The organism is Candidatus Protofrankia datiscae (assembly GCF_000177615.2).
Classification (GTDB): domain Bacteria; phylum Actinomycetota; class Actinomycetes; order Frankiales; family Frankiaceae; genus Protofrankia; species Protofrankia coriariae.
In genome coordinates, this window is record NC_015656.1 from 3,951,123 (window position 1) to 3,977,573 (window position 26,451).

Below are 26,451 nucleotides of genomic sequence, written 5' to 3' on the forward strand. Positions count from 1 at the left end.
GTCAGTCTCACCCCGTCCAGCCGTGAAGATTTTTGGTCTTTGATTGCCCCGCGGACTGATCAATAAGTCTTCGTGCCGACCGGAGCATCGTCCCGCTCGGGCGGTGTGGATCACAAAACCGTTCACGGTAGGCGATCTAGGCTTCTGGCCCCGCGGTCAGACGTCGAGGACGAGCCGTGCGCCGCGTGCGCGCGAGCGGCACACCATCATCACGGTGTTGGCGGTGCGCTCCTCCTCGGTCAGGAGCGAGTCCCGGTGGTCGACCTCGCCCGCCAACACCTTGGTTTCGCAGGTGCCGCACACGCCCTCGCCGCACGAGGTGGCGATGTGGATGCCCTGGTCGGCGAGCGCGTCCAACACGGAAACGCCAGCGGGAACGGTCACGGTGACACCGGAACGCCCGGCCACGACCTCGAAGGGCTCATCGCCCGTGCCGTCAGCCTCGACCGGGGTGAAGCGCTCGACGTGCAGGGTCCCGGGTGGCCAGGAACGGCACGCCCGGTCGACCGCCCTGAGCAGTGGTTCTGGCCCGCAGCAGTAGACCGCGGTCCCGATCCGCGGCTGGCCCAGTGCCGCCGGGACGTCGATGAGCCCGGTCTCGTCCTGGGGTGCGATGCTCACACGTTCACCCCTGCCCTCGATCTCGCGCAGAAAGGCCATCGACTCGCGGGACCTGCCGCCGTAGGTCAGCCGCCAGTTCTGGTTTTCCCGGCGCTCCAGCTCCCGGACCATGGCGATGATCGGCGTGATCCCGATGCCGCCGGCTATGAAGACGTACCGTTGCGCGGCCGCGAGTGGAAACTTGTTTCGCGGGCCCCGGACCTGAATCACGTCGCCTTCGCGGATGTTGTCGTGGATCCAGGCAGATCCGCCACGGCCGTCGGGCGCGTTGAGCACCGCGATGCTCCAGGCCCCGTCACTGCCGCACAGGGAATACTGGCGTGCGCGTCCCTCGGGCAGCAGCAGATCGATGTGTGCGCCGGCCTGCCAGCCGGGGAGGGCGGCGCCGGAGGGGTCGGCGAAGGTGAGTCCCACGACGTCGTGGGCGTGCTGGACTCGCTCGGTTACCACGACTTCGCGAGTGTCATCGGTCATGAGCTACTCCTGCGGCGGCTGCTGCGCGGTTCGTCCGCCGCCGGTGCAGTTCGAAGAGGACGCGGCCGAGATCCTCGTCCTCGTGCCCGGCGGCGCGGTGCTGGCTCTGTAGTAGTTCGAGTTCCTTCTGCAGTGACTCGTTGCGCGCGATGAGATCGCTCAGCCCGCGATCCGTGACGCCCGGCACGGGCCGCGGTCGGGGTGGCTGCCTCGTGCGCTGCACACCGGCGAGCCGGGCGAGGCTGGCGAGCGTCGCTTCCAGGTCGACGTTGTCCGTTTCCAGATAGTGATGCTGCGCATCCCACGTGTCCGCGAGCCTGCCGAGGACATGGATCGCCGCGCGCAGCTGGCGGGCGGCGGACCCGGCGGGCACGGCAGGCAGAACCTCGTCGCGAAGTTCACGGCGAAGCCCCTCGAGCAACTCGCCGGGGGTTGGCCTCAGCATGACGTCTCCAACGGCCTGCTGGCTGCGATCCACTCCAGGCACGCCTGGATGGAAGGGATCACGGTTCGGGCTCGGTCGATCAGCCGTAGGTTGTGGCTACGGCCGTCGATGACCGCACGGGCTGCCTGCAGGCTGATCGTGGCGTACTTGACCTCGCAGAAGACGCGGTTCCAGCGCAGTGCCGCTCCGGTGACAGGTGTGCCTCCGGCCGCTTCGTACGCCGCGACGAACTCCTCGAGTGGCACGAAGCGCTGCGGGCTCCACAGGGCGTGGTAGGCCCACGCGATGTCCTCGACCGGGTCGCCGACGTGCGCCATCTCCCAGTCCAGCAGACCGACGATGCGGTCGCCTTCGTAGAGGACGTTGCCCGGCCGAAAGTCACCATGCACGAGCGCTGGTCGCGCGGGTGGGGTGGCGTTGTCGTCAAGCCAGTCGTACAGCCAGGACAGCGCCGGGTACGGCTCAAGGCGACAGTCCTCGAATCGTGCGCGCCAGTAGGCCGGTTGCGGTTCATCGGTCCCGGTGGCCGGTGTGACGGCATGCAGCTCGGCCGCGGCCCGGGCCAGGTCCAGGGTTCGCGCGCGGCCCTGCTCGGTGTCGGCCGAGAGGTACTCCACGGCGTCCGTCCGGCCCGGCAGCCGCTGGAGCAGCACCGCGGGTGCTCCGAACAGGTGCCCGTCCGGGTCGTGCGCCCACACCTTCGGTGCCCGTACGCCCCGTTCGGCCAGCCCGTCCAGTACCGCGAACTCGCGTGCCGGGTCGGTCTGTACCTGCGAGCCGGGGGCACGGACGAGCAGGATCAACGGCTCCTCGTGCCGGTCCGCGTGAGCGTCCCGGCACGAGGTCCAGCGGGCGTCGCAGGCCCACGCGATGCGGGCGTTCCCGCCGAAGACCCGCACCGGCTCCGAGAGGGTCACCTCCCCGGCCTCCGGCAGGCGCGGACGCAGCAGTTCCCGCACGCGAGCGGCCAGCTGGGCCGGTGCGTGCTGAGGAAGGGTGGGTCGGGTCATCGGACGCCGGCTGCGACCCGCAGGGTCTCGCCGGTGATGGCATCGGACTGGGGTTCGAGGAAGAACGCGATGCCTTCGCCGAGGTCCTCCGGCGTGGGCACGTCACCGAGCGCCGTGTACTCGAGGTGCCGGTTCAGGTATCCGTCGTCGATCCACGCGCGTACCCGGTCGCTGAGGACCAGCCCCGGGGCGATGCAGTTGGCCCGAATCCCCTGACGGCCCAGTTGCACGCTGACGCTCTGGGTGAACGCGACCACCGCGGCTTTGGCCGAGTTGTAGGCGGCGTTACCGAGTTCGAGACGGTTGGCGAAGGCAGCCAGTGAGGCCACGTTGACGATCTTTCCGTAGCCCTGCGCGACGAAGTGCTTTTCCAGCGCGCGGCACATCAGGAAGGCACTGTTCACGTTGAGCGCGTACATCTGCACCCAGCTGTCCAACGAGATGGACTCCAGCGGCACGTCGTAGACGTCACGGTTGATGTTGACCATCCCGCCGGCGACGTTCGCCACACCCTGCACCGAGCCGAACTCCGTCACCGCGAAGTCGACTGCCTCCTGAACGCCCGCCTCGGAGGTCACGTCGGCCTTGATCGTCCGCAGGGTTCCGGGCAGCCCACGGGTGGACTCGATCGTGCCGTTGAGCCGACGCGAGCTCAGGTCGACCGCGACGACGTTCGAACCCACCCGGAGCAGCCTGGCCGCCGCGGCACCGCCGATGCCGCCGCCGGCGCCCGTGACGATGTAGGTGCGTTCGTTGAGGGGCAGGGCCGGCCGCCGCGGGGGGCCACCGCTGTGCTGGGCATGTCACGCTCGCCTTCAGATGTAGGAACGCTGGACAAAGTTCGGTGTGCGCTTCTCGCGCAGAGCGGCCAGGCCTTCGGTCGCCTCGGGTCCGGTGAAGCCCAGAATTCCGAACGCCAGGGAGGCTTCGAACGAGGGCCATGCGGCGCGAACCCAGTTGTTGAGCGACTGCTTGGTCCAGCGGATCGCGCTCGGCGCCCCGTAGGCGAGCCGGGACGCGATGTGCAGAGCATGCTCGTCGACCAGGTTGTCGTCGACGCAGAACGTCACAAGGCCGATGCGTTCGGCTTCCTCGCCCGTGATGGCGTCGCTGGTCATCAGGTAGTACTTCGCCTTGGACAGTCCGCACAGCAGCGGCCATATCGCGACCGCATGGTCGTCGGCGGCCACGCCCAGGGTGGTGTGCCCGTCCACGAGCTTGGCGGTGCGGCCTGCGACGCTCCGTCCGCCAGCAGCGCGGTGGCCAGCCCGCCGCCTGCCGCCGCTCCGCTGATCGCGGACACGATGGGCTTGCCGCAGTCGAGCATGTTCCGCACCAGGGCACGGCCTTCCTTCCACATCTGGCAGCGGAAGTCGTAGTCGTCGATGATGCGCTGCACCATGTCGAAGTCGCCACCGGCGCTGTATGCCCGTCCTTTTCCGGCGAGGACCACGGCGGACACCTCGGGATCCTCGTCGATCAGGCGCCAGATCGAGCTCAGGTCCCGGTGCATCTGGAAGTCGAGCGAGTTCATCCTGCCGCGGCTGAGGGTCACGCGCAGGACGTGCGGCTCGGGCCAGTCGAGTTCCAGGCTCTCGTAGTCGGGGTAGCGGATGTCGGTCACAGCCCGGCCCCCGATCCGAACTCCCTGCGCAGCTCGGCCTTTGCGACCTTGCCGTAAACCGCGCGCGGCAGCTCCCCGCGGACCAGGACATGGCTGGCGCGCTGGTACCTGGCCAGGCGTTCGTTGGCCCACTGCCGGAGCTCCTCCGGATCGACTTCCGCGCCGGAGCGCGGGATAACGACCACCAGGGGCGTCTCGCCCCACTTCAGGTGCGGCACGCCGATGGCCGCGGCCTCGCTGACGTCCGGATGGCGCATGAAGACCTGCTCGACGTCCACGGCGAAGATGTTGATACCACCAGATTTGATCATGTCCTTGAGCCTGCCCGAGACATACAGGAAACCGTCCTTGTCCAGATGGCCGATATCCCCGGTCCGCATGAAGCCGCGACCGTCCGGGGCGGTCCAGGTCGCTTCCTCGGTCAGCTCGGGATTCTTGTAGTAGCCGGTCATCATCCCGATCGAATGCACCACGATCTCACCGCTCTCGCCCGGGGGAAGTTCCGCGCCGGTCTCGTCGATGATGCGGATGTCCTCCAGCATCAGGGGTTTGCCGACCGACATGCGTTTGCCACGGACCGCGTCCGCCGGCAGCCGCAGGGTCGCGAATCCTTCGGAGAAGCCGTACACCTCGTGAATGCCGGCGCCCGGGAAGGCATCCTCCAGCGCGTGGTACGTCTTCTCGGCGATCGGCTGACCGGATGTGACAATGCAGCGCAGGCTGCTCACGTCGTGGTTGCGCAGCTCGGAGTGTTCGAGGATGGCGATCCACTGGGTGGGGACGAGGAAGGCGTGGGTGCCGCGCTCGCGCTCCACGGCTGCCAGGAATGCCTGGGCGGTGAACTTGCGCAGGATGACGACCGTTCCGCCCCGGTACATCGTCGGGATCATCGTGATCCAGGTTCCGGACGCGTACGGGGGCGTGCCGAGGACGGCGACCGAGTAGCGGTCGATCTTCAGTCCCATCGCGAAGCCGTACGGGTACATCATGCGGCTGACGTGGGTGTGCTCGATGCCCTTCGGGTGTCCGGTGGTCCCTGAGGTGTAGAGGATGGTGATGATGTCGAACGGGTCGATCTTCACTCCGCACGGCGTGACCGGGGACTCTGCCAGCAGATCCGGGAGCGACCGCCAGTGGTCATGGGCCGGGCCGAACGTGAGCCAGTGGGAGCCGCCGATCAGCGGTAACCGCGCGCGGATGGAGTCGATGATCGGCTCGGTTTCCGGATCGGCGACCAGAACGACCGCGTCGGAATCCGCCGCAAGGCGGACCAGTGACTCCCCGTCGAGCATGATGTTCAACGGCACCGTCACGCATCCGGCCTTCGCGCTTCCCCAGAACGCGATGAACGCGTTCAGCGACGCGGGCATGAACAGCGCGACCTTGTCACCCTTGTCGAGCCCTTCCGCCCGCAGCAGGTTGGCGAACTGGTTCGTCCGCTCGTCAAGCTCGCGCCACGTGAGTCGTTCGTCCTCGAATACGGCGGCCACCATATCCCCGCTGACCCGCGCATTATGCGTGATCACATCCGGGCACATCAACGATAAGTCGTACTTCAGGCTCACGGGTGATCTCCTGATCTCCGATCCGTCCGAACGCATGCTCGGTGAGGACGCACGGTAGCCACGAACGGAAGCCGTGACGAGGGTCGCACCATTGAGATCCCTGTTCCGGGTTACAAAGCCGCCCGTCACCAAAGCCGCGTCACCACAGGGCCCAACCGGGCCGACCCTCACGACAGGCCTCGTACGCGTCTGGCTCGACCGGTTGCAGGATGCCCGTCGTTGCTCTCGTACCGTCGATGACTGCGCAGTGGTGCTCGTCCAGCCCCCGCAGAGCGAGGCGGACGTGCGGGTCATTCACGTCGAATCGGTCCCATTCGGTCCGTTCTGGGCCCTTGTACGCACCGGGATGCAGCCCCGCGCCGGGGGTGCCGCCGTAGAAGCCACAGCGCATGAAGGCGGTCTGGTTGCCCAACCGCTCGAGGCGCAGGGATCGGTGGGTGCCGTCGTCGAAGGTCAGGTCGATGACTCCCGCCAGAAACAGGTGCGTGTCGGGTTCGAAGCGCAGTCGGCGTTCGATCCTGTGCACGGAGCCGCTGCCCGGGCGAGGGTCGTCGAAGCCGTAGAGCAGCTTCCTGCCCCAGAGGCCGACATCGTGCAGGTCGATCCAGATGCCGCCCTTCCAGCCGGGCCGGTGCACGCGCCCGCCGTTGAGTGCCGGACCACCGACACCCCGGCCGACGCCCCAGTGGCGGTCCCGGGTGCCGTGCGCCTGGCCGGGCGCCCAGTCCACCCGGGTGCCACCGACCTGAACCCAACCGGTGACCTGGCCGAAGCTCTCGAATCCGACGGTCACCTGTCGCTCACCGGAAGCTACCGGCGGCCCCCAGGCGGCGCCGTACGTCGGGCGGCGGGTGTCGGTCCACTCCAGATCGTAGGAAAAGCCCCACTCCCCCGGCTCGAGGACGTGCCGCCAGCGGTGGAGCCCCGTGAGAATCGTGGGGCGGATCGGGCCCACCGTGAGGTCCGCCTGCTCCGGCGACAGCGGTCGGAAGGACCGCACCGAGCGGTGGTCACCGCGGAAGTTGACGATCGCGTACGACTCGACCCGGCCAAGGACCGGGTAACAGCTGCCGCCCACGGCCAGCAGCAGGTCGCCCGTGTCGTCGTGCCACACGTTCCAGTACCGCTCGAAGAACCGCGGATCGTTCGACGCGGAGGTCGGCGGGTGCGAGACGGGGTATGGAGCCGCGTGGACGAACGCGTCGTCAAGCGGGACGAGCGGGGTGCTCACGCGCCCTCGAGCACGACCGGCAGCCGCAGCGGCCCGCGGCTGACCAGCGAGTTCGTCCACGGGATCGTGTCCAGGGGCTCGGCGAGCCGCAGGTGGGGGAATCGCTCCACCATGTGCCTGAACGCGATCTGCCCCTCCAGGCGTGCCAGCGGCGCGCCGAGGCAGAAGTGCACACCCTTCGAGAAGGCGAGATGCCCGTTCACCCGGCCCTCGAGAACGATCTCGTCCGGCGATGCGAAGACGCCAGGATCACGGTTCGCGGCCGCGAGCATCGCGAAGACCCGATCGCCCTCCTTCAGGCGCTGCCCCCCGAGTTCCGTATCCGTGGCGAGCAGGCGCCCGGTGGACAGCACCGGCGAGTCGAAGCGAAGGAACTCGTCCACGGCGGGGACGATCAGCCCGTCGACGTCAGCCGCCAGCTTGGCGGCGATGTCCGGGTGCTGGTGCAGGGCGATCAGGCCGTTGGTCAACAGGTGAGCGGTCGTCTCCTGCGCCCCGTTGCCGATCATCATCATGCTCGCGATCAGCTCGTCCTCGGTGAGCGTCTCGCCGTCGACCTCGGTGGTGATCATGCGGGTGAGGGCGTCGTCGTGCGGGCGAACCCGGCGTTCGTCAATCAGTTCGCGGAACAGTTCCGCCATCGAACAGGCGCCGTGCCGAGCTCTCTCGTACTTGTTGTCGACGCCTCGCGAGCTGCCGATGAACAGCATCATTTCGTCCGACCACTGCTTGACCTCGGCCAGCCGGTCGCGCGGGACGCCGAGCAGATCCATGACGACGTAACCCGGCAGGGTAAGAGCGATCTCGGTGAAGAAGTCGACCGGCTGGTCCTTCGGCAGGCCGTCGAACAGGTCCGACGTGATCTCGGTGATCGACGTCCGCAGGGACTCCACCATGCGAGGATTGATGACCGTCGACAGGTAGCGGCGCAGCCGGGTGTGGTTCGGCGGATCCTGGAACACCATCCACAGCGACAACCAGCGCAGCACGTCGGCCGCTGTCGCACGGTTCTCTTCGGAGAGCCGTTCGTGCACCGGCAGGAGACGATTCGCCGAGAACACCACCGGCGTCGTGACCACGGTCTGAACACTGGCCCAGTCCACCGCGATCCAGCCCGACAGCGGCTCGCACCAATGCACACCGCCGGCGGTGCGCAGCTCCGCGAATATCGCATAAGGATCGCGCAGTTGTATGGGATCAGTGGGATCGTACGCGGTCGGCATCGAACTCTCCAGGTTCTCGGAAAGCACGAGAATGGCACGCCGTCGGTCGGCTGTTCGACGGCCGCGACGCGCACGATCTGGAGCCGCGCACAAATCCCTCGCGCCGACCGACTCCCCCTCGAGTGCGATCCATATCACAGTGAGCCTTTCCCCACAAAGATCAACTACCTTCTGTGACAGCTACCTGCCGTGACAGACAAGGGAGGAGGCCCGGAGCGCCTTCCCCGCCCCGCGCACCATCGGTCCCGGCCTCTGGAGGATCAGCCTGATCGCCCGGGCCGCCCTCACGATCCTCCATGTCGAGCACCACCGCACCGCCTGGCGACCACCACGGACACTGCCGCCGTCAATTACAAAAAGTAACCAATCGTTACAGGGAAGGCTCAGTACCCACCATGACTCTTTCCATCAGACGCGTCGTGACCGGCGTCGACAGCACGGGAACCTCCGTCGCCCATGAGGACGCGCCGCTGCCGCCCGTCGAACTGGCGATCATGCCTGGTGTCCAGATGTTCCAGGTGTGGGGAACGGAGGGCCCGCTCAGCAGCCCGCTCAGCGACCCGAAGCCCGACAACGCGGCCTTCTTCCCCGGGCCGGGCGGAACACGTTTCGGACTGTTTCGCCTCCCGCCGGAGGACGGTGCCGAACCAGGTGCCGAACCACACGAGCCCAGCGCGGACGCGGCAACCCTCGAGTCCCAGGTCGCCGAGGCCGAAGCGAAGGTGCCAGGGCTGCTCGGCGTGTTCGAGCCCGACGCTCCCGGAATGCACCAGACCAGGAGCATCGACTACGTCATCGTCATCGAGGGCGACCTCTGGGTGGAACTCGACAACGGGACCGAGATTCACCTCCCCCCGGGCACGTGCGTGGTTCAGAACGGCGCCAGGCACGGGTGGCGCAACCACGGAAAAATTCCGGCCACGCTGGCCTACGTGATCCTGGACGCCCAGCAGCCCGCCCAGGGCCGCTGAAAACCAAGAAAGGACATGGCGTAATGCCTACGCAAACTCTCCCGGAAGTCGATGCCGTCGTCGTCGGCGCGGGCTTCGCCGGGCTTCGCACCATTCACCTGCTGCGGCAGCTCGGCCTGAGCATGCAGGTGTTCGAGGCCGGCGACGACGTCGGAGGCACCTGGTATTGGAACCGCTACCCCGGTGCCCGCACCGACACCGAGAGCTGGGCGTACTGCTTCTCGTTCGACCGTGAGCTGTGGCAGCGATGGGACTTCCGCGAGCGCTACACCGCTCAGCCCGACGTCCTGGCATACCTGCGGGCGGTCGCGGACAAGCACGACATGCGCCGGCACATCCGCTTCTCCACGCGGGTCGACGGCGCCTACTTCGACGAGGCGACCAACCGCTGGACAGTGACCACCGGGGACGGTTTACAGATCACCAGCCGGTGGCTCATCACCGGCCTGGGCTGGCTGGGCATCGCGTACAAGCCTCCGTTCCCGGGCGCGGACTCCTTCGAGGGCGAGTCGTACGTGACGTCGCAGTGGCCGAAGGAGCCGGTCGACTTCGCAGGCAGGCGCGTGGCTGTCATCGGCACCGGCGCGACCGGCATCCAGGTGATCCAGTCGGTCGGGCAGGTCGCGGAGCATCTGACGGTGTTCCAACGCACCCCGAACTACGCGTTACCTGGGCGCAACCACGCGCTGGGCCCGGAACAGCAACAGGCGCTGCGGCGTGACTTCGAGAACGTCTGGGAGAAGACGTTCAACCACGTGTTCGCCTTCCCAATGGAGCCGGCGAACCGCCTCGGCGCGCAGGTCGACGACGCCGAGCTCGAACGCGTCCTGGAAGCCGGCTGGGAAGCCGGCGGCTTCCACTACATCTTCGAGACCTTCGACGACATGCTCGTCGACCAGCGGGTCAACGACGCCGCCTCGGAGTTCGTGCGGCGCAAGATTCGCGCAATCGTCAGGGATCCCGCGACCGCCGAACTGCTGTGCCCGAAGACGCACCCGATCGGCGGGAAGCGTCCTCCGCTGGGCAACTTCTACTACGAGACCTACAACCAGCCCAACGTGACGCTGGTCAGCGTCCGTGACGATCCGATCCAGAAGATCACCCCGACGGGCCTGCGGACGGGGACCGCGGAGTACGAGTTCGACGTGATCATCTACGCGACCGGTTTCGACGCGATCACCGGACCGCTTGCCAGCATGAACGTGCACGGGGTCGGGGACCGGACGATCGCCGAGCAGTGGGCACAGGACCCGAAGGCCCTGCTGGGCATCGCGTCCCCAGGCTTTCCGAATCTTTTCGCGATCCTCGGGCCGCAGGCACCGTTCGCGAGCCATCCACCGGTGATCGAGACGCAGGTCGAGCTGATCGGCAAACTGCTGGCGCACGCGATCGAGCAGGGCGCCGAGCGAGTAGAGGCCACCGAGGAAGCCGCCCGGGCCTGGTCGGAGCAGTGCGACACGATCCTGAACGCCACTCTCCTGCCGCAGGGTATGGGAGACCGGCCGTGGTTTCTCGGGGCGAACGTGCCCGGCAAGAAACCCAGCACACTGTGCTACCTCGGCGGCCTGGGCAGTTATCGTGCCGCCGTCGACAAGGAGGCCGACGGCGGCTTCCCCGGTTTCACCCTGAGCAGGTCGCCCGTACCAGCATAGCCGCCCGGTAGAGCCGCCCGGTAAAACCGGTGCCCCGCCCGGGGAGGATTCGGGCGGGGCACCGGTTTTTCATGTTCTGCGCATCGGATGGTGAACGGCGCGGGAACTGCGGATATCCGGGGGCATCGGCTTCTCACGTTTTGTGCAGCCCGAGCCCCCTGCTGATGATAACCTTCATCATCTCGCTGGTACCGCCATAGATTGTCTGTACGCGGGCGTCTGCCCAGGCCCGCCCCACCCGATACTCCGTGGTGTAGCCGTAGCCCCCGTGCAGTTGCAGGCACCTGTCCACTACACGCTGCTGGGCCTCGGTGGTGTGCAGCTTTATCACGGCGGCCGTGTCGGCACCGAGGCTTTCGGCCAGGTGCTCCTCCACCCCCCAGTCGACGAAGACCCGCGCCGCCTTCACCGTGGTGGCCAGCTCCGCGAGCAGGAACGCGCTGTGCTGGAACCGGCCGATCGGCTGGCCGAAGGCGGTCCTCGTCCTGACGTAGTCGAGGGTGTCCGCCAGGACGCCCTCCATTGCCGCGACCGCCTGCACGGCGATGGTGAGCCGCTCCTGCGCCAGGTTCGCCATCAGGTAGCGCAGCCCCCTGCCCGGCTGCCCGAGCACGTTCGCGTCCGGGACCGCGACGTTGTCGAACGACAGCTCAGCCGTGTCCTGTGCGTGGAGCCCGACCTTGCCGAGGTTGCGGCCGCGCGCGAAGCCAGCCATCCCACGCTCGACGACCAGCAGGCTCAGGCCGGCGTCGCCGTCCGACCCGGTTTGCGCGACAACAATGACCAGGTCCGCATGGATGCCGTTGCTGATGAAGGTCTTCGCGCCGTTCAGCAGCCATCCGCCGGGGGTTCGTGTCGCCCTCGTCCGGACGCCCCGCAGATCGCTGCCCGCTCCGGGTTCGGTCATCGCGATCGCGGCCACGAGTTCACCCGACGTCATGCCCGGCACCCAGCGCCCCAGTTGCTCAGGAGTGGCCAGTTCGGCGAAGTACGGTCCGCAGACGTCGTTGTGGACCGTGAATCCCGGCCCGGTGGCGCCGGCGTGGTAAAGCTCGGCGTCGACAACCGCGTTGAACCGATAGCTCGCGCCGCCGCCGCCGTACTCGGCCGGAAGCCCGAGACCCAGCAACCCGGCCGCGCCGGCCTTACGCCACAGTTCCCGCGGAACGATCCCGTCGCTCTCCCACTGGGCGTGGTGGGGGGTGATCTCACGTGCCACGAACGTCCGGACCATCTCGGTGAACGCGGCCAACTCCGCGTCGTGCTCTCGGACGGGTGCGAAGGTCCCTGTCATGTGGCGCCTCCCAGCGCTGTCCCAGATGGTGCGGCCAGGCAGGTGCGAAGGCCCTTTCAGGTATAACCGGGCCCACCGTCCACGAGGGCGGGCCCGGTTGGTCACGCGAACAAACGACGAGAAGGAGGTGATCGAGCGAGCGGGATGCGACGGCGATAGCTTCCAGTGCTGTCTGCTCTGTGAGCGGCGACTGGCGTTACGCATTGCCACTCATCACCTACCATCCGGAGGATCCTGCCGTGGGACCGTTGCGAGTAAACTGTCGCTGCTTAGTTCTGGTGTGTCTTGTGTCTGGGTGAGAGGGTTGGGTCTGGCAGGTCTCCCCGTCCCTCTGCCGGTCAGGACTGTGTCGTGGGTTCGCAGAAGAAGTGGCCGGTCACCTTGACCGAGGCTGATCGTGACGAGTTGGTTCGGGTGACCTCGACGGGGGTTCATCCGGCGTCGATGATCCGGCGGGCGCGGGTCCTGCTCGCGTTGGACACCTCGGTCGGCCCGGTTGCCTCCCAAGAAGAACTCGTGGTCCGGGTCGGGGTCTCGGGTGAGACGCTGCGGCTGGTCGCGAAGCGGTTCACCGAGACCGGTGGGGATGTGGGGGCCACGATCGGTCGGAAGGCACGGGAGCTTCCCCCGGTGCCTTCCCCGGTGACCGGCGAGGTTGAGGCCAGACTGATCGCGCTGGCATGCTCGCAGCCACCGGCTGGTTATGCACGCTGGTCGCTGCGGCTGTTGGAAAAGCACGTCGCGCTGGTCGCCGACATCCCGGACCTGGACCATTCCACCATCGGCCGGGTCTTAAAAAAACGAGGTTGCGTCCTCATCTGAGGAAGTGCTGGACCATCCCACCGAGGGCGAACGCGCAGTTCGCCGCGCGGATGGAAGACGTTCTGGCGGTCTACGCCCGGCCCCACAACCCGGGCGTGCCCGTGGTGTGCATGGACGAGAAGCCCTACCAGCTGTTGGCCCACGCCCGCGACCCGATCCCCGCCACGCCAGGGCGTGACCGGCGCGAGGACTCCGAGTACGTGCGCCACGGAACCTGCTCGATCTTCTGCTGGGTCGAGCCACTCGCCGGCTGGCGCCGCGTCCAGGCCACCCCACGGCGCACCAGGATCGACTGGGCACACCACGTCAGGCGCCTGCTCACCCTCGACTACCCCGACGCCGAACGGGTCGTGCTGGTCATGGACAACCTCAACACCCACGACATCTCCTCGCTCTACGAGGCCTTCGACCCGGCCGTCGCGTTCGCACTCGCGCAACGACTCGAGATCCACCACACCCCCAAACACGGCTCCTGGCTCAACATCGCCGAAATCGAACTCGCCGCCCTGACCCGCCAATGCCTCGACCGCCGCATCGACACCCTCGACGTCCTGAACACCGAACTCGACGCCTGGCAGACAGCCGTCAACGCCAACCAGCGCCAAGTCAACTGGCACTTCACCACCGATGACGCCCGCACCAAACTCCGCCACCTATACCCCACACATTAGCGGCGACAGTCTACGAGGAGTCCGGATTCTTGAGCTTGGCGGTCGGGGGCCGGTTCGGTTCTGCGGAATGCTGTTGGGGGATCTGGGCGCCGAAATCATCACTGTCGATCGTCCCCGCGAGGCTGACGACATCACGCCGTTGTCCGACGCCGGGCTGGGCCGCCGTCGAAGGCGAGTGCGGCTGGATCTCAGGTCCGCCGGTGGCCGCGCCACCGCGCTTGAGATCATCAAGCGTGCCGATGCCGTGATCGAAGGCTTTCTTCCGGGTTCGATGGAACGCCTCGGCCTCGGGCCGGAGGACTGCGCACCGCACAATCCACGCCTTGTCTACGGGCGGTTGACCGGCTGGGGTCAGACCGGCCCGCTGATGGCGCAGCCCGGGCACAACATCAACTATCTGGCCGTCTCGGGAGTCCTGGCCCACCTCGGACGAGCCGGGACTCTGCCCTTCCCTCCGATGAACCTCCTTGCCGACGGTGGCGGTGCGATGTTTCTGGCCCTCGGCGTCGTCTCAGCCGTGCTGGAGGCACGATCGTCCGGCGTGGGACAGGTGGTGGACGCCGCGATGGTCGACGGCGCGGCCCTGTTGAGCACCATGAGCCATGAGATGCGCAACGAAGGCAGGTGGGTGGAACAGCGTGGCAGCAACCTCAATGACTCGGGGGCACCTTTCTACGACGTGTACGAGACCGCCGACGGCCGCCTTGTCGCGGTGGGGGCAGTCGAGGACAGGCTCTGGGAGTCCCTCCTGCGGTTGCTGGGGCTGCACGGCGAATCGGTCGACAGATGGGATCGGGCAAACTGGCCATGGTGGCGGGAGCGGCTCGCGACGGTGTTCCGGCAACGCACCCAGGCGCAGTGGTGCGCCCGGGCCGAGCAGGCCGGCGTATGCCTGTCTCCCGTTCTCACGATGTCGGAGGCGCCTGCTCATCCACACAACGTGACCCGGGCGGTCTTCACCAGGGTGGGCGATGCCGTTCTCCCCTCGCCAGCACCACGCTTCAGTCGCACGCAGTCGGAACCGATCGCCGAACCTCAGCCCGGTGACGACGACACGGCCGGCGTGCTCGCCGAACTCGGCATCGACCTGCCGCGGCTCGTCGGCGACGCCTCGGGCGGGTAGCCGACGCCGGCGGCAACCGCCGGGCAGCCGCCGAGGCGAACGATCGCCATCGCCATCTGCGCGGTCAGATAGTCACTGTCGTCAGTGGTGACGCGCAGACCGGTGAGGCGTTCGATGTTGGTGAGCCGGTAGCGCACCGTGTTGGGATGGACGCCTAGTTCGTCGGCGCAGTCGCGCACGTTTCTGGCCAGCCGCAGGAACGGCTCCAGTGTCGACATCAGTTCCACGGACTTGACGGACCGATCTCGCAGCAGGGGCCCGAACGTGTCGAGAACGAGTTGACGGGCCTCGTCGCGGCTGGTGGAGGCCAACAGGAGTCGTGCCGCGCCGAGATCGTCGGCGGCAAGCACTCCCGGCTCGGCGTCCGAGAGATGCTCCCGGATGCACTTCAGGACCTGCTGGGCCTCACGATGGGCTCGCTGGTCATCCCCGGGAGCCTCCACCACCGTCGAGATCGCCGCACAGAGCTGGCCTTCCGGGCTGAGTTCGGCAAGCACGGTACACAGCCGAACCCTCACCCATTCGATCGCCTCACGCCGGTCGTGGTCCTTCGGCACCTCAATGATCACTGCGATGTCGCTGCCGGACCAGGCCGCCAGCGCGCTTGACGGTGATTCCCGGTCGGTCAGGATCTGGGCCACCTGCCGTGACACGACGCGGTTTGCCGAACTGCTGTCCCGCGCGGCCACGAGGCAGACCACCCGCCGCGCGGTGAGATCGACGCCGAGCGAGCGAGCCCGTTCCCCGAGCCCCCGCTCGCCACGGATCAGGCTTCCCACGAGGGCCTCGACCGCATGCCATTCCATGTCCTGGTCGAACCTGCTCCGCAAACGCTCAAGAGCGATGTTGTGCGCGGCCCTGCGCACGATGACTTCATCGAGCTGACCGAACCGGCCGGCGGCCTCGACGACAACGACGTAGCCCTGCCGCTGCCCATTGAGTTCGATCGAGGTCAACAGGAGCCGATGGTTGATGCCGGCCTGCGGCAGTGGCGGAATGCACTGCGGGCGTCCGGACTCGAGCGACTCCATGACGGGCTCGACCGAGGGATGATGCCGCATGTTGCCCAACGACCGGAGTTTCACGCGCAGATCGTCTGCCGCGCCGGCGCAGGACAGGCAGCGAAAGTCCACGTCGTAGATGGCGCAGGGTTTCGACAGCAGTTGCGCGACCGTCTCCCCCAGTTCGCGAACCCCCCAGCCGCTCAGCGCGATATCCGCGAGCTGCCCCTCCATGCGACGAGCGCGCTGCAGCATCTCCAGCTGTCTGGCCTGTACGTGGAGGCTGTCCCTGAGCTGGGAGGTCAGTTGAACCTGGTTGATCGCCGTGGCCGCGAGTTCGGCGAACGACAACGCCAGCTCCTGGTCCGACTGTGAGAACTCCATCGTGGTGTCCTCGGTGTCGAGACACAGAATCCCGATTACCTCGCCGCGGAGCCTCATGGGGATTCCCAGCACCGAGCGTGCCCGCCAGCGACGCATCGCGGCGTGCACCGGCCGGGGATCCACCAGCGTGTTCGTGAGCATCACGGGCCGGCCGGTGTCGAGGATTTCCCGGGTGAAATTGTCCCCGGGCATTCCACTGACCAGCTGTTTTACGGGTATGTCGATGTCCCGGGCAGCATGCGCGGCCTTGCCGTGCAACAGACCGGTTTCCCGGTCACGCAGATGCAGACTGCACCGGTCGGCGCCTGTCAGCTCGCTGAGGGTGTCGACGATGAGATGGAAGATCGTGTCAAGGTCACGTTCTTCGGCCAGCGCGCCAGCCAGTTTCCGGAACGCGGCAAGTTCCCGATGTTCCCGGTGCTCGCCACCCACCTCGGAGGCGCACTCGGACGGCTGCCGCATACCGGTCACGTTCGGTATCTGTCGATGCTCCGATTCGGCCTGACGAGCCCCGTTCATGTCCTGTCCGAGACCCCCGTCCGCAGGTCGCCTGAACCATGGATGCGGATGCCTTCCATGGCAGCAAACAGCCAGCAACGGTCCCTGTCAACGGCGCCCGGGTCCGGCCCCCCTCGACCGGCGGTGGCGCTGCCGGTGACGCCGGTTGTTCGCCCGCGGCGGCCAACGAGTCAGCTGACGGATCTCCGCCCAGTCCTGCACTCTCAGCACCCCCACCGTCAACCGGGGTCCGTTTCCGCCGTCGGCAGGGGGTCAGTGCTCAACCGTCGCCCGTGGTCCCGCCGGAGCGGGTTTTGGAGCGGGGTCCAAAAGGCCAGGTGCGGCGTGGCTGCGCACCTGGGGATCCGCCGCTAGCGTTCGCCCTCGCTCAGCCAGGTTGTGAGCCGGAGCACAGTTCCAGCTTCCGCGAATTCCAGGGAGTACCGACGCGACGGGCGCGTCCACCTGCTTCGCCGGAAGGCTCCCGCGGCGGAAGCCCTCCGGCGGGCACGAACGACGAGAGAGAGGACACCACCCCTCCCACCCGAACAGCCGTCCTGGCCAACGACGCTACGCGCGGCCCGTGGCTGGCCGACCCCGTGGGTAACGCCGCAATGCTGCTGGCAGGCTCGGTCATCAACGCCCCCGCCCGCCGAGGCCCAGACCCTGATCTCCCCGGTCGGGGCAGGCCACGGCCTCCGGCTCTGCCTCCCATCCCGATCCAGACACCACCGACAGGGAGAACAATGATCCATCTGAGGGCAGTGAGGCGTTCGACATCCGGCATGCTCGCCGCCGTGACCGCGGTGGCGCTTGTGGCCGCGGCCGGGTGTTCCTCCTCCGGACCGGACTTACCCGACGCCACGGGCGGCGGCGCCGCGTCGGCCTCCGGGGACGGCTACACCGCCACGGCGCGGGAAGCGGTCGACGCGGCCTACAAAGGCCTCTACAGCGCACCCGCCAAGGGCGGTCCCAGCGCCCAGAAGGGAAAGAACATCTGGGTGATTCCGTGTTCTTCGGCGCTGTTCGGCTGTTCCGAACCCGCCGCGGCCATCCAGGAGGCAGGCAGGGTGCTGGACTGGAAAGTCACGACGGCAGACGGCAAGGCCAGTCCCGCGGGCTATACGGCCGCCATCAACCAGGCGGTCGCGGCACACGCGGACGGCATCATCACCATCGCGATCGACTGCCCACCGGCCAGGGCCGGGCTCCAGGCGGCAAAGAACGCCCGTATTCCGACAGTGGCCGTGTGGGCCTATGACTGCGACGACCCCAAAGCAGGCGGCGGCGCGTCGCTGTACTCGGCGACCATCAATTCCAGTGGCACCCCTGCCCAGTTCGGTACCAGGTGGGGCACGTTGAAGGCCGACTATGCGATCGCCGCCACCGGAGGCAGGGCGAAGGTCCTACTGATCACGCACCCGGACTTCGTCGTCACCCAGTACGAGGAGGCCGGATATCGAGAAGAACTGGCCAGGTGCGGCGGATGCCAGATCGTCGACACGGTCGATATCACCGGTCAGGACCTTGGCAACCCGGCGACGACGGCGCAGAAGGTGGCCACGGCGTTGCAGAAGCATCCTGAGGCGAACGTCGTGGACGCTCCCGACGACACCACCATGGCCGAGATCTCCCAGGTCATCACCGCACGCCAGAACTCCGATCTCGTCGTGGTGACCGGCGAGGGCTACCCGTCGACCGTGGCCCTGATTCGCAAGAAGGTGGTCACCGCCGCCGGTGGCGTTCCCGCGAACTGGCTCGGCTGGGAGGGCGCGGACGCGATGAACCGGGTCCTGGCCGGCGAGACGACCATCCCGAACCAGGGGGCCAGCTTCCAGATCATCGACGCCGAGCACGGTCTGCCCGCCTCCGACAGTCAGTCCTGGACGCCGTCGGTCGACTACAGGGCCGCGTTCACCGCGAACTGGACCGGCTGACGTCAACCGCCGCGATGCCCGTGCCGCCCCGGGATCCGTGGGACGGCACGGACATCGCCATACCGGACCACACAGCCGGACCACACAGGAGGACAGATGACCGCCGTCGGCGCGGCGCAGTCTCCGCGGACCCCCGCTCCGGCGATCCGCGTCAACGCGGTCTCCAAGACCTTCGGTGGCACCCGCGCGCTACGCGATGTCAGTTTCGAGGTCCCCCGCGCCTCGGTACACGCGCTGTGCGGCGGAAACGGATCGGGCAAGTCGACGCTCATCAAGATCCTGGCCGGGGTGCACCAGGCTGACAGCGGCACGATCGAGATTGACGGCCACGTCCACGACGCGACCCGGACGAACCCGGGGTGGGCCGGTTCGAACGGGCTCTACTTCGTCCATCAGGCGGTGGGCACGTTCCCGTCGATGACGGTGGCCGAGAACTTCGCCGTCAGCTCGACCTTCGGCGCGAGGAGCCTGGCTCCGGTCTCGTGGCGGGCGCTGCACCGGCGCGTCCAGAAGGTGCTGGAGCAGTTCGAGATCGACGTCTCGCCAAAGACAATCATGGCGCAGGTTCCGCCCGCCACGCGGACGATGATCGCTGTCGCCCGCGCGTTGCAGTACGAGGCCGAGGCCGGGCGGGGCACGCTGGTCCTCGACGAGCCCACCGCGTCGCTTCCGGCCGAGGAGGCGCAGGCGGTGCTCGACGCCATGCGTGGTTACGCGCGGCGCGGCCACGCCGTCGTCTTCGTGTCGCATCGACTGTCCGAGCTGCTGGCGGTGTCGGACAGCGCGACCTTCCTGAGAGACGGGCAGCATGTCCGGACCTGTGACGCCGCGGACCTCGACGAGAGCAGCCTCGTCCAACTGATCACGGGGCATGCTCCGATCGCGCCGAGCAGGCATGCTGTCGCTACCCACCAGGCCGAGGTCCGTCTGCGGCTTGAGAACTTCGCGGTCGGATCACTGGACGACATCTGCCTTCAGGTGCGTGCCGGGGAGGTCGTCGGAATCGCCGGGCTGCTCGGCTCGGGACGGTCGACGTTGCTGCAGTCGCTGTTCGGGGTCAGGCCGGCTCGGGGAGGTCGAGCGACCCTCGACGGCGTCGAGCTGACAGCCAACGACGTCCCCGCCGCCATCAGGGGTGGCATCGCCTACGTCCCCGAGGACCGCGCCGGACAGGCCGCGTTCGCCGAGCTTTCCGTACGTGCGAACCTGAGCGCGCCGAGTCTGCGGCGCTACTGGAACCGGGTCTGGCTGCGGCGTGCGGCCGAACGTTCCGACACCCAGGGCGTCATCGAACGCTACAAGATCAAGGTCGACGGGCCCGAAGCGTACTTCGCCACCATGTCCGGCGGAAACCAGCAGAAGGTGGTGCTGGCGCGCTGGCTGGAACTGGCGCCGCGGCTGCTGCTGCTCGACGAGCCGACCCAGGGCGTCGACATCGGCGCCCGTACAGCGATTCACCAGCTCGTCCGCCAGGTCGCGGCCGCCGGAACCGCAGTGCTTCTCGTCAGCTCCGATCCTCAGGAACTCGTCGACGCGTGCGACCGGGTGGTCGGTGTTCACAGCGGGCGGATCACGGGCGAGGCGTCAGGCGCCGACCTGACCGTGCGGCGCTGTACCGAACTCGGTCACGGGCTGGGCGCACCGTCCGGAGCGCGCACGCCGACGTCGCGCGCCCTCGGCCCACGGACACCCGCCACCCACCCACCGACCAGCATGGAGCCTCGAACATCATGACAGCGACTGCCACCGACCAGCGTCCGAACAGTCCCGCGCCCCCTGGCTCAGGGCGTCCGCCACGCCGTGCGAACTGGCCGGGCGGGGCGCGGTGGCTCGCCCTCGGCGAGCGGTTCGGCCTCCTGGTGCTGATCGTTGCCATCATCGTCGCCTGGTCGGTGCGGTTCCCCGACACGTTCGCCACCGTACACAACTGGCAGATCATCGGTAGTTCACAGTCAGTGAATCTGATCATTGCGCTGGCGCTGATGGTCCCGCTCCTGAGCAACAACTTCGATCTCTCAGTCGGGTCCACCGCCAGCCTGGCGTCGATGCTCACCGCGGGCCTCATGGCACGCAACGGATGGAACCTGCTCGAGGCCGTACTGGTGGTTCTGGTCACGGGTCTGCTGATCGGAGCCGTCAACGGGCTGCTCGTCACACGGTTCGGGCTCAACGGGCTCATCGCCACCCTCGGATCAGCGACCGTGCTCGACGGGATGCAGAGCTGGTACAGCCACAACCTCAGCATCTCCTCCGGCTTCTCGCAGAAGCTGGTCGACTTCGGGACCGCCACGTTCTGGAAGATCCCGTGGTTGACCGTCGTCGCCCTGCTCATCGCGCTGGTGATCGGATACATCGTCGCGCAGACGCCGTTCGGTCGCAGGCTCGTGGCTGTCGGGTCGTCGAGCCCGGCAGCCCGCCTGGTCGGCGTGCGGGTGGACCGACTGGTGCTGGCGAGCTACATGACGTCAGGAGGGCTCGCCGCGGCTGGCGGGGTGCTCCTGCTGGCGCAGCAGGGCAGCGCGATCCCCGGCACGACCGGTATCGGCGTCCTTCTCCCAGCTCTTGCCGCCGTCTACCTGGGAGCGTCCACGTGGGCGCCCGGTCAGTTCAACGTCGTGGGAACGATCCTCGGTCTGGTCCTGGTCGCCGTGATCGTCAGCGGCCTGACCCTCGGCGGTGCCGCAACGTGGGTCAGCGGTGTTGCCGACGGCGGCGCGCTGATCCTCGCGGTCGGCGCGTCAGCGGCATTCAGACGCAGGCGGCGAGGCGCGTGACCCCCGCACCGTTCGGTCCTGGCCAAGAGGACACCCCCGACGGGCCGGAGATCCCGCGGCAACCGGACTACGACGAAGTCGAACTGGCCGCGCTTCGCGAATCAGGCGCGATCACGTAACCTGCTGCCGCGCCGAACACCGGCCGACGACTCTCACTTCTCGCGGAGAGGGCTTCGGCCGGATCAGGACCGTCAGTGGGGGTACGGCCCAGCCGCGCCGACGGTCCGAGCCGCGACCGACAGGCCGGTGTGACGTCCCCTGGTCACATCCGGGACACCCGGTACGCTACTGGCGAATCGAATGATCTAATGGGCCGCACCAGGCGAGCGAGTGCGAGATGGGTGAGTTTCGTCGTGAGCTACACACTGCAGTGTCCCAAGTGCCGCGGGGTGATGCGGACCTACAACCGCAGCGGCGTGCAGATCGAGCAGTGCGACAACTGCCGGGGAATCTTCCTTGACTACGGGGAACTGGAAGCCATCAGCCGGCTCGAGGCGCAGTTCAACCAGCCCCCGCCACCCCCGCCGCCACCGCCGCAGTACGCACAGCCCGCGCAGTACACGCAGCCCGCATGGGGCGCACCGCACGGGGGTCACCACGGCGGGCACGGCCATCACGGCCATCACGGCCATAGCGGTCACGGCCACCACGGCTTCGCCAAGCTGTTCTTCTCCTCCTGACCGGATCCGCAGGGGCTGTTTCCCAACGGCCGTATCCCATGTCGTCACGTGACGGGGCCCCGGGCCGCACCGAATATCCGGTCGCGGCACCGGGGCCCTTTCACGTGGCGACGTCCGATCACGGGAGACAACATCGAGGGAGCGGACGGCCGGGTTGGTCAGGAGGCGACGGCCTTCGTGCCGAGCAGGCTTTTCAGGTCACCCCAGAACGCGGAGGACGCGTCGACCTCCGGCCCCAGACGCAGCAGGAGATTGCTGCGGCGGGGGCTTTCCAGCCGGATGTGCACCGGGGTGTTCCCGGGATGGGTGGACAGGATCAGGCGCAGCTCGTCGACGAGGCTCGGGGTCACCTTGTGCGTGGGCAGGGAAATCAGCACCGGCGGTCCGGCGTCCGGATTCACGCTCACGTCGAGAGTGGTCAGATCGTGGGCGAAGATGCTGATGGAGCCGTCGCGTTCGTTGATACGTCCGCGGACGGAGACCACCGCGTCGGGTATAAGCTGTTCGGAATACACCTCGTAGCTCTTCGGGAAGAAAAGAACCTCGACCGACGCGTCCAGGTCCTCGACGGTGACGATGGCCCAGAGGTTGCCGTTGTTCTTGTTGACCCGCCGGTCGATTTTCGCGATCACACCGGCGATCTGTACCTCGCCCTCGCTGCGGCCGCTGTCGAGAAGGTCGATGATCCGGGTGTCCCGGTTACGGTCCAGAATCCGCTGGGTGCCTTCCAGCGGATGGCTGGAGACGTACAGGCCGAGCATTTCGCGTTCCTGCGCGAGAAGTTCCGAGCGCGGCCACTCGGTGGCGCTGAGATCCAGCCCGAGGCCGATTTTCATCGACTCGTCCGGCTCGTCATCACCACCGCCGCCGAAAAGGTCGAACTGGCCGAACGCCTCGTTGCGTTTCGTGCCGATGACGGCGTCGATCGCGGATTCGTGGACCTGCGACAGGGCGCGGCGGTTGTGCCCGAGGGAGTCGAACGCACCCGCTTTGATCAGGGAGTCGACGACGCGCTTGTTGCAGACCGCGATCTCGACCTTCTCCAGGAAGTCCGGGAACGACGCGTAGTCGCCCTTCCGTTCCCGGGAGGCGGCGATCGAGGCGACGACGTTCGCTCCCACGTTACGGATCGCGCCGAGACCGAAACGGATGTCGTCGTCGACCGGGGTGAAGTAGAGCGTCGACTCGTTCACGTCGGGCGGCAGCACCCGGATGCCCATCTTGCGGCATTCGGCGAGATATACCGCCATCTTGTCCTTGTCGTCCCCGACCGAGGTCAGCAGCGCTGCCATGTACTCGGCCGGGAAGTTCGCCTTCAGATAGGCGGTCCAGAACGAGACGACGCCATAACCGGCCGTGTGGGACTTGTTGAACCCGTATCCGGAGAAGGGGACCAGCACGTCCCACAACGCCTGGGCGGCCTCGGTGGAATAGCTGTTCTCCGCCATGCCGGCCATGAACTCCGCGTGGTTGGCGTCCAGGACCTCCTTCTTCTTCTTGCCCATGGCGCGGCGCAGCAGGTCGGCCCTGCCCAGGGTGTAGCCGGCGAGCTCCCGCGCGATGGTCATGACCTGCTCCTGGTAGACCACCAGGTGGTAGGTCTCGCCGAGAATGTCCTCCAGTCGATCCTTCAGCTCGGTGTGGATCGGGGTGACGGGCTTGCGGCCGTTCTTGCGGTCGGCGTACTCGATGTGGGAGTTGGCCGCCATCGGCCCCGGCCGGTACAGCGCGAGAACGGCGGCGATGTCCTCGAACTTCGTCGGGGCCATCAGCCGCAGCAGGCTGCGCATGGGGCCGCCGTCGAGCTGGAAGACGCCGAGGGTGTCCCCGCGGGCCATCAGTTGGAAGGTCGGGGTGTCCGCCAGTGGGAGCTTCTGCAGGTCGATGTCGATGCCGCGGTTCTTCCGTACGTTGATGATCGCGTCGTCGATGACGGTGAGGTTCCGCAGGCCGAGGAAGTCCATCTTCAGCAGGCCCATGTCCTCGCACTGCGGGAACGGGAAACCCGTGATGATGGCGCCGTCGGCGTCCCGCCGGTGGATCGGCAGGACGTCCAGCAGCGGTTCGGAGCAGAGGATCACCCCGGCCGCGTGCACCCCCGTGCCGCGGGTGAGGCCCTCCAGCCCACGCGCGGTGTCAACGATTTTACGGACGTCCTGGTCGCTCTCGTAGAGGCCGCGCACCTCGGCGGCCTCGCTGTACCGCTCGTGCGCGGGGTCGAGAATGCCGGACAGCGGAATGCCCTTGCCGAACACGTCCGGGGGCATCGCCTTGGTGATTTTGTCGCCGAGGGCGTACGGGTAGCCCAGTACCCGACAGGAGTCCTTGATCGCAGCCTTCGCCTTGATCGTGCCGAAGGTGAGGATCTGGCACACCCGGTCCTCGCCGTACCGCTCGGTGACATAACGGATCATGTCACCGCGGCGACGTTCGTCGAAGTCGAGGTCGATGTCCGGCGGGGTGATGCGTTCGGGGTTGAGGAACCGCTCGAAGATCAGCCGGTGCTCGATCGGGTCGAGTTCGGTGACACCGAGGACATAGGAGACCATCGACCCGGTCGCCGAACCACGCCCCGGGCCGACCCGGATGCCCTTCTCCCGGGCGTACCGGCAGATGTCGGCGACAACGAGGAAGTAGGCCGGGAAGCCCATGTTGGCGATGACGCCGATCTCGTACTCGACCCGGTCGAGAACCTCCTGTGGTGGATTCGCGCCGAACCGGTGCTCGACGCCGCGGGCCACCTCCTTACGCAGCCACGAAAGCTGGTCCTCCCCCTCCGGGACGGGGAACCGCGGCATCCGGTCGACATACGCGAAGACGTCGTCGTACGGCTGGACCCGTTCGGCGATCAGCAGTGAGCTGTCGCACGCGCCGGGAACCTGCCCGTCCCACATGTCGCGCATTTCCTCGGGGCTTTTCAGGTAGTAGCCGTCGCCGTCGAACCTGAACCGCTTCGGGTCGTCGAGCCGCTTCCCGGTGCCGACGCACAACAACGCGCTGTGCGAGTCGGCCTGGTCCTTGGTGACATAGTGGCTGTCGTTCGTGGCCAACGGCCGCAGATCGAGCCGGCGGGCGATGTCGAGCAGCCCGTCGCGGACCTTCCGCTCGATCGCGAGCCCATGGTCCATCAGTTCCAGGAAATAGTTCTCCGGGCCGAAGATGTCCCGGTAGGTGGCCGCGGCCTCCACCGCCCTGTCGAACTGGTTCAGCCGCAGCCGGGTCTGCACCACGCCGGACGGACAGCCGGTCGTGGCGATGATGCCCTCGGCATGCTCGGCGATCAGCTCCTGGTCCATCCGGGGTTTGCGGTAATAGCCGTCGAGCGAGGCGATGCTGCTCAGCCGGAAAAGATTGCGCAGCCCCTTCGAGTTGGCCGCCAGCATTGTCATGTGGGTGTAGGCACCACCCCCGGAGACGTCGCCGCCCTCGCCGTCCGGATCGGCGTCGCGCTGCCCGCCGTCACCCCAGAAGACGGGTTTCTTGTGGTGCCGGGCCTCCGGCGCGACATAGGCTTCTATACCGATGATCGGTTTGACGCCGGCCTTCTTCGCGGCCTGGTGGAACTCGTAGGAACCGAACATGTTGCCGTGGTCGGTCATCCCCACCGCGGGCATGCCCAGGCGGGCCGCTTCGGCGAACAGCAGGCCGACCTTCGCCGCACCGTCCAACATCGAGTACTCGGTGTGCACGTGCAGGTGGACGAAGGAATCACCCTTGGACATTGGTCCCCTTTCGCACCATACGGCCTCGACGAAGACCTTAACGCCTGGGCGCCTCCGCCCGAGGCCTCCCCGTGTCGCACGTCGAGCAGGCGCGTCGGACAGCCGCTCTCATTATCACAATTCGATCAACAATCGCAAATCAGAACGCTGATCCTACGTATTGCCATGACCCGCCCACCAGACGCCGGAAGATCGAAGAATTGGCGCTGGAAACCAGCCACACCGTTCTCGGCCAATCACGGGCAGCTACGAGCATCCGTGTGCGCTCCGGACGGCCAGGCCGTCGACAGCGGAAGGACCGTACGGCCGCCCAGCCGGCCGGGCCCGGAGCCCGACCCCGTGATCGTGGGTGCGCCGCTCGGGCCGGCGCGGCCGCTCAGAGCAACAGATCGGCGGGGCGCACGGTGACGGGGAAGGGCTCGGTGAGCTCGCGGCGGTCGTCGCCGCGGATGGTGTCGACGACCTCGTGGACGCCGTGATGGCCGAGCCGGTGGACGGTCACCGACGAAACCTGCGGATCGATGATCCAGACGGTGTAGCCACCGGGCTCGACAGCCCGCGGGAAGGCCAGGCCCTCGTCGAAGTCGATCCGGCCGACCGGCAGCGGCCAGCCGGCCAGGCCGGCGATGTCCAGCGGCCTGCCGGCCGGCCTGCCGGACGGCCCGTGGGAAACCGGGTCGTGCTTTACCGCCACAGCTGTCATGGTGCCACTCCTCCGCAGATCCGGAC

20 protein-coding genes and 1 pseudogene are annotated in these 26,451 nt (G+C 67.5%); 9 read left to right on the forward strand and 12 right to left on the reverse strand.

What is annotated here, in order from left to right; all coding sequences use genetic code 11:
• Positions 1-156: 156 nt before the first annotated feature.
• The 8 genes and pseudogenes from FSYMDG_RS16500 to FSYMDG_RS16535 all read right to left on the reverse strand — a co-directional run bounded on the left by FSYMDG_RS16500 (position 157) and on the right by FSYMDG_RS16535 (position 8,193).
• Positions 157-1,095, reverse strand: a complete 939-nt coding sequence (locus FSYMDG_RS16500; protein ID WP_013874534.1) for a PDR/VanB family oxidoreductase — start codon at positions 1,093-1,095, stop codon at positions 157-159.
• Positions 1,085-1,540, reverse strand: a complete 456-nt coding sequence (locus FSYMDG_RS16505) for a hypothetical protein (protein WP_013874535.1) — start codon at positions 1,538-1,540, stop codon at positions 1,085-1,087. Before FSYMDG_RS16505 ends, FSYMDG_RS16500 begins: the two co-directional genes overlap by 11 nt.
• Complete coding sequence (locus tag FSYMDG_RS16510) at positions 1,534-2,550, reverse strand: phosphotransferase family protein (RefSeq protein WP_013874536.1); 1,017 nt, start codon at positions 2,548-2,550, stop codon at positions 1,534-1,536. The genes FSYMDG_RS16505 and FSYMDG_RS16510 overlap by 7 nt, the downstream gene beginning before the upstream one ends.
• Positions 2,547-3,290: an SDR family NAD(P)-dependent oxidoreductase gene (locus FSYMDG_RS16515; RefSeq protein ID WP_050803567.1), complete on the reverse strand. Its 744-nt coding sequence runs from the start codon at positions 3,288-3,290 to the stop codon at positions 2,547-2,549. The genes FSYMDG_RS16510 and FSYMDG_RS16515 overlap by 4 nt, the downstream gene beginning before the upstream one ends.
• A 75-nt stretch (positions 3,291-3,365) precedes the next feature.
• Positions 3,366-4,174, reverse strand: a pseudogene (locus FSYMDG_RS29755) (enoyl-CoA hydratase/isomerase family protein).
• Positions 4,171-5,775, reverse strand: a complete 1,605-nt coding sequence (locus FSYMDG_RS16525; protein ID WP_347176503.1) for a class I adenylate-forming enzyme family protein — start codon at positions 5,773-5,775, stop codon at positions 4,171-4,173. The pseudogene FSYMDG_RS29755 and the gene FSYMDG_RS16525 overlap by 4 nt, the downstream one beginning before the upstream one ends.
• A gap of 103 nt (positions 5,776-5,878) precedes the next feature.
• Positions 5,879-6,970, reverse strand: a complete 1,092-nt coding sequence (locus tag FSYMDG_RS16530; RefSeq protein WP_013874539.1) for a hypothetical protein — start codon at positions 6,968-6,970, stop codon at positions 5,879-5,881.
• Positions 6,967-8,193, reverse strand: coding sequence for a cytochrome P450 (locus FSYMDG_RS16535; protein ID WP_013874540.1), 1,227 nt, complete (start codon positions 8,191-8,193; stop codon positions 6,967-6,969). The genes FSYMDG_RS16530 and FSYMDG_RS16535 overlap by 4 nt, the downstream gene beginning before the upstream one ends.
• Before the next feature lie 395 nt (positions 8,194-8,588).
• Here FSYMDG_RS16535 and FSYMDG_RS16540 point away from each other — a divergent pair, with 395 nt between their 5' ends.
• A complete protein-coding gene (locus tag FSYMDG_RS16540; RefSeq protein WP_013874541.1) occupies positions 8,589-9,164 on the forward strand; it encodes a cupin domain-containing protein in 576 nt (191 codons plus the stop codon).
• A gap of 23 nt (positions 9,165-9,187) precedes the next feature.
• Complete coding sequence (locus tag FSYMDG_RS16545; protein ID WP_013874542.1) at positions 9,188-10,816, forward strand: flavin-containing monooxygenase; 1,629 nt, start codon at positions 9,188-9,190, stop codon at positions 10,814-10,816.
• 133 nt (positions 10,817-10,949) lie between these two features.
• Here the strand turns inward: FSYMDG_RS16545 and FSYMDG_RS16550 are convergent, their stop codons facing one another.
• Complete coding sequence (locus FSYMDG_RS16550; protein ID WP_013874543.1) at positions 10,950-12,110, reverse strand: acyl-CoA dehydrogenase family protein; 1,161 nt, start codon at positions 12,108-12,110, stop codon at positions 10,950-10,952.
• A 351-nt stretch (positions 12,111-12,461) separates the two neighbouring features.
• Between FSYMDG_RS16550 and FSYMDG_RS28685 the strand changes: the two genes are divergently transcribed.
• Genes FSYMDG_RS28685 through FSYMDG_RS16565 form a run of 3 tightly spaced genes read left to right on the forward strand, consistent with a single transcriptional unit; the run spans position 12,462 to position 14,726 of the window.
• Positions 12,462-12,932 (forward strand): helix-turn-helix domain-containing protein, encoded by a 471-nt coding sequence (locus FSYMDG_RS28685; protein ID WP_043602714.1) that lies wholly within the window; start codon positions 12,462-12,464, stop codon positions 12,930-12,932.
• Positions 12,917-13,603: an IS630 family transposase gene (locus FSYMDG_RS28690; RefSeq protein ID WP_237702726.1), complete on the forward strand. Its 687-nt coding sequence runs from the start codon at positions 12,917-12,919 to the stop codon at positions 13,601-13,603. Before FSYMDG_RS28685 ends, FSYMDG_RS28690 begins: the two co-directional genes overlap by 16 nt.
• A complete protein-coding gene (locus FSYMDG_RS16565; RefSeq protein WP_050803568.1) occupies positions 13,560-14,726 on the forward strand; it encodes a CaiB/BaiF CoA transferase family protein in 1,167 nt (388 codons plus the stop codon). The genes FSYMDG_RS28690 and FSYMDG_RS16565 overlap by 44 nt, the downstream gene beginning before the upstream one ends.
• Here the strand turns inward: FSYMDG_RS16565 and FSYMDG_RS16570 are convergent.
• On the reverse strand, positions 14,639-16,573 hold the full coding sequence (locus FSYMDG_RS16570; RefSeq protein WP_202797634.1) for a helix-turn-helix domain-containing protein: 1,935 nt from the start codon (positions 16,571-16,573) through the stop codon (positions 14,639-14,641). The genes FSYMDG_RS16565 and FSYMDG_RS16570 overlap by 88 nt on opposite strands.
• 800 nt (positions 16,574-17,373) lie before the next feature.
• Here FSYMDG_RS16570 and FSYMDG_RS26360 point away from each other — a divergent pair.
• The 4 genes from FSYMDG_RS26360 to FSYMDG_RS16590 all read left to right on the forward strand — a co-directional run bounded on the left by FSYMDG_RS26360 (position 17,374) and on the right by FSYMDG_RS16590 (position 22,000).
• Entirely contained in the window at positions 17,374-18,546 is a 1,173-nt protein-coding gene (locus FSYMDG_RS26360) for a sugar ABC transporter substrate-binding protein (protein WP_131792714.1), read from the forward strand.
• 96 nt (positions 18,547-18,642) lie between these two features.
• Entirely contained in the window at positions 18,643-20,280 is a 1,638-nt protein-coding gene (locus FSYMDG_RS16580; protein WP_013874546.1) for a sugar ABC transporter ATP-binding protein, read from the forward strand.
• On the forward strand, positions 20,277-21,320 hold the full coding sequence (locus FSYMDG_RS16585) for an ABC transporter permease (protein ID WP_013874547.1): 1,044 nt from the start codon (positions 20,277-20,279) through the stop codon (positions 21,318-21,320). Before FSYMDG_RS16580 ends, FSYMDG_RS16585 begins: the two co-directional genes overlap by 4 nt.
• A gap of 308 nt (positions 21,321-21,628) precedes the next feature.
• A complete protein-coding gene (locus FSYMDG_RS16590) occupies positions 21,629-22,000 on the forward strand; it encodes a zf-TFIIB domain-containing protein (RefSeq protein WP_193353073.1) in 372 nt (123 codons plus the stop codon).
• Between the two features lie 158 nt (positions 22,001-22,158).
• On the opposite strand, the gene dnaE is transcribed toward FSYMDG_RS16590, so the two are convergent.
• On the reverse strand, positions 22,159-25,722 hold the full coding sequence (gene dnaE, locus FSYMDG_RS16595) for a DNA polymerase III subunit alpha (RefSeq protein ID WP_013874550.1): 3,564 nt from the start codon (positions 25,720-25,722) through the stop codon (positions 22,159-22,161).
• 376 nt (positions 25,723-26,098) lie between these two features.
• Entirely contained in the window at positions 26,099-26,425 is a 327-nt protein-coding gene (locus FSYMDG_RS16600; RefSeq protein ID WP_013874551.1) for a hypothetical protein, read from the reverse strand.
• Between the last annotated feature and the right edge of the window lie 26 nt (positions 26,426-26,451).